Raw genomic sequence first — 3,791 nt, 5'->3', positions numbered from 1 at the left:
GTATACGAGACCCGTACGTACGGTGGTGTGAGAGGCGCTCCGGTGGGCTATTAGCTCACCGGCCGTCTACTCGATTACAGGCTGGCGTTTATGTGTATTTTATCAACTCTTCAACTAATTTGTAAACAGTAGTAGATGATTCAGCTAAGGCTTGATTATTCTCATCATGTTTTTTAAGGTTTCGTTTTGCTCTCTTAATGGCGATATACTTTCTGTTCTTATTTAGTTTTTCATCAATAGAGTCCATTAGTTCAAAAATTTCTTCTGTAATTACTTTTGACCCTTTTCCATCGTATGAAAGTCCAAATGGTTTAAGTAATTCATTAATCTTTTTGTCATAATCATTTCGATGCATGCCACCACCTTGGTGGTCATCAAAATGAAGTATTACCCAATATTCAAAAGCTTGATTTGAATATGCCACTCCAAAGTCATTGGCATTAGCAATCTGAATTGCATTGTTAAAATCATTTGTTGAAAAATCATCCTTGTCAAAAACGCACCAAACTTGGTCATATCGGTTTTTATTTGAGAGCTGAACAGCACGATTTACTAAAGAAACAGTATTATAACCTTCTCCAATTGCTTTCACTGTAGCAGAAGATAACCTAAATTGCCTAAAATATGATGGCTCTGTATTTTCTCCTTCGCAAACTATAAGAATCGTAGGTTTTTCAATTTTTATAGGCTCGGTTCTGACTAATTCAACTTCTTTCCTTCTATTCTTTTTGACCAGTTCGCGATGTTTCTTTTTTGCTGCAATTTGTTCAGCCTTCTTATTCTTCATTTTCATCTTGCAGCAACAGTTTTTTTAAAGTTAAACTATCAAATAAACCAAGATATGGAACTGAACCATATTTACCTCTAATATAATTTTCTTCAAATGCTTCAGTTTTTCTCACACTATCGGTCTTAAAATCAGCTAAGGAATAAATATTTGCAGCACCAAATTTATTTTTTTCAGCAAACCAGATTTGGTCTCTTCTGAACAAGCCTGAACCTAATAAATTCGTATCGTGCGTATTAAAAATTAATTGAGCATTTTTAGGGTTTAGTTCCTTAGAGTTGAATAACGAAACTAATTTACATACCAAATTTGGGTGTAACTTTGAATCTAATTCATCTACAACCAAAATGTATCCATTTTCAATTACGTCCAGAATAGGGCCTGTAAGAGCAAAAAACTTCCTTGTCCCAGAAGACTCATCATCATCCATGGAAAAATGAACATCTTCAATATATTTATTTGTAGAGTCAAATTTTTTATGTGAAGTCAAGACATCTGAAACAATATCTGAATTTTCCTCCTTTGACTCTTTGATTAACCTATCTCTTAATTCCTTAGGCAAGTCTTTCGGTAGTTTTTCAATATCAAGTAGTTCTAATTTAATATCCTGAATCCCTAAATCAGCTGCTTTTAATAATTCTAAAATTCTAACTTTTGTTTTTGGGTCTTTGGTTCTACTCATTGTATAACCTTGATATCCTTCTTCTCTTAAGCCAGAAATTGTTTTTAAACTTTTAAACCAATTAATTACATTAATAGAAATTTCATCATTTAGCTGCGCAGCTAAAGACAATAATAGGGCATTGTCTCTAATGAGACCTTCTTTAACTGCAATAGTTCCTTTTTTAAAATTCCTCTGATGAAGTTCGAAATCTTGATAGTCTCTATAAAAAATTTCTACTTCTTTTGTTTTTGCTTTTTGATAAAGCCACTCTGATACAATTTGTTCTTTATCAACTTCAAAGCCATACCTATATTGAATATTGTCATATAAAAAAACAACCTCAAATTCACTAGGAGAATCAATTGAATCTGTGTTTAATCTAAAAGGTTCAATGGAAATATCATCCCCTTTTTGACTATCCTTCGATGAATTGATAGTAAAATGTCTCATAAACATTAGCGCTTCCATGAATTTGCTTTTACCACTAGCGTTGGCTCCATAGATTACAGCACTCTTTAAGTTTCTAAGATTATATTTTGAGTTGGAAATAACATTTTCTTCCTCTCGTGTTTCTTTGTCATAATTCGAGGCAATCATACTTAAGGTAACTTTATCCTTAAATGTTTTAAAATTACCAACCGAGAATTGAATAAGCATTATATATATTGTTTTTACATTTATTCTGCAATAATACAATATATTTTACAAAACAACCTAATATAACTTGCGTTTTTGATTTCTTAAACTATAAAATAAGGAGCCATTCATTGGTACAGTACTCTTTGTTCGCTTGCCTGTAACGGATGGTACATGTTGTCGGGGCGGATTTCGAAGAGCGTTCCTGTCCGAAGGACACGGAACTGCGAAACGAGAATCCGCAGTTGGCGCACCACTGAACCCCGCCCTGCAATATGTATTTTGTTGTGGTTAGTTATTTTTTACTTGCTGATTTCTTAATTCTTGCATCAATTATTCTTACCTTTTGAACATTAGGATTGATTTCAAAATCTAAATCCTTTATAACTTTTATTTTTCTGTCATTGTTAGCCACTTTAAGAATTAAATAAAAACTTTTGTTAGTACTTTCAGCCTCATCATATTTCTTTAGTTGTGTTTCTAAGCCATGTTTTAAATTCGGATTGTTTGAGTATTTTATTTCAACATTGATTTTATCGTTAAATCCATTTGAGAATTTAAAATCAACACTACCATTACCCGAATTTGTTTCTGGACTAACGTCAAGGTCATTAGCAAGACAAAAAATTTGTGCAACTGAAAAAAAGAGCAGTTGTGCTGAACTTTCATGTCTTAATACATTTGTTTTACTATCATATAACAGCTTGAATAGACCATTATTTTCAATTTGATTTTTAAAGTTGTCAATGATTGAAGATACAATCTCATAATTGTCCTTTCCCTCTGTTTGATTTATATCTATGCTTTTATCCGTTGAAACCGAATTTATTATCGAGCTAATGTTCCCAGAATTATAGATATTAACTATTTGTTGCTTGTTCCTCTCTTCCTGAATTTCCTTATTTCTTTCTGATAATTCTGAATTGTCAAAAATTGGTAAGTCAAATAATACTTCATTAAGAAATATTTCAGCGTCAGTCTTTAATGAACAAATTGCAATGTAGAACCATTTAAAGAATTCGTAATCAAGTTGTAGATTAGGTCTATATGCTTTAATAATACCAGAAATATAGTTTTTGTAATCTTCAAACGCTTGTTTCGCAAATTCGTCTAAGTCAATCTGATGATTGAACACAAAATTTTCTGACACAATTCGTAACTCTTCTTTAAACCTAAACCAGTATAAAAATTTACTCTGTTCTGAAAGTTGATTTAGGTTTGATTCAATTTCTTCTATTGCCGGCACCAAAATATTATCATGCATATATCCTCTTAGTCCAAATTCCGAAGATTTATAGGCATTTTGAAGTGCAGGTCTTGTTAAGAAATCAGACCAACATGCTTTATCATATAGATTCCAAAAATCTATCCATTTATCATTATTTATTTCGAGTTTCTTCATTTTATAATTAACCACAACACTTGTATACCCACAGTCTTGTGGATATATTCGCTTTAGTTGGATGTGTTTTTGGTGGTGAAAACACTGGTTGTGTCGGGGTGGTAACTGTAGTAGGGTCGTTCTCTCATTGGTTTTATAGGTTTAGATTTGTGGTTAAGTTGGTTAGCTTATAGACAAATATAATATTATTGTTCCAATAGTCAATCCCATCCAATAAATCGGGTATCTGAACAAGCAGGCTACTCGTAATTCGAGTACTCGCGGAGGACTCACCGATAAGCTGAAGGGCCGAACGATACGTT

At 32.4% G+C, this 3,791-nt stretch carries 3 protein-coding genes; all 3 read right to left on the bottom strand.

Going from position 1 to position 3,791, the window contains the following annotated elements:
• Window positions 1-88: 88 nt before the first annotated feature.
• The 3 genes from ACUNWA_RS18935 to ACUNWA_RS18925 all read right to left on the bottom strand — a co-directional run bounded on the left by ACUNWA_RS18935 (window position 89) and on the right by ACUNWA_RS18925 (window position 3,489).
• Window positions 89-793 (bottom strand): RloB family protein, encoded by a 705-nt coding sequence (locus ACUNWA_RS18935; protein ID WP_445593494.1) that lies wholly within the window; start codon window positions 791-793, stop codon window positions 89-91.
• A complete protein-coding gene (locus ACUNWA_RS18930; protein ID WP_445593493.1) occupies window positions 777-2,108 on the bottom strand; it encodes an AAA family ATPase in 1,332 nt (443 codons plus the stop codon). The genes ACUNWA_RS18935 and ACUNWA_RS18930 overlap by 17 nt, the downstream gene beginning before the upstream one ends.
• A gap of 274 nt (window positions 2,109-2,382) precedes the next feature.
• Complete coding sequence (locus ACUNWA_RS18925) at window positions 2,383-3,489, bottom strand: hypothetical protein (RefSeq protein WP_445593492.1); 1,107 nt, start codon at window positions 3,487-3,489, stop codon at window positions 2,383-2,385.
• Window positions 3,490-3,791 lie beyond the last annotated feature (302 nt).

It is taken from the genome of Sunxiuqinia sp. sy24, from assembly GCF_052677165.1.
The sequence above is the reverse complement of the archived record's forward strand: the minus strand, read 5'-3'. Positions and strand labels throughout refer to the sequence as shown.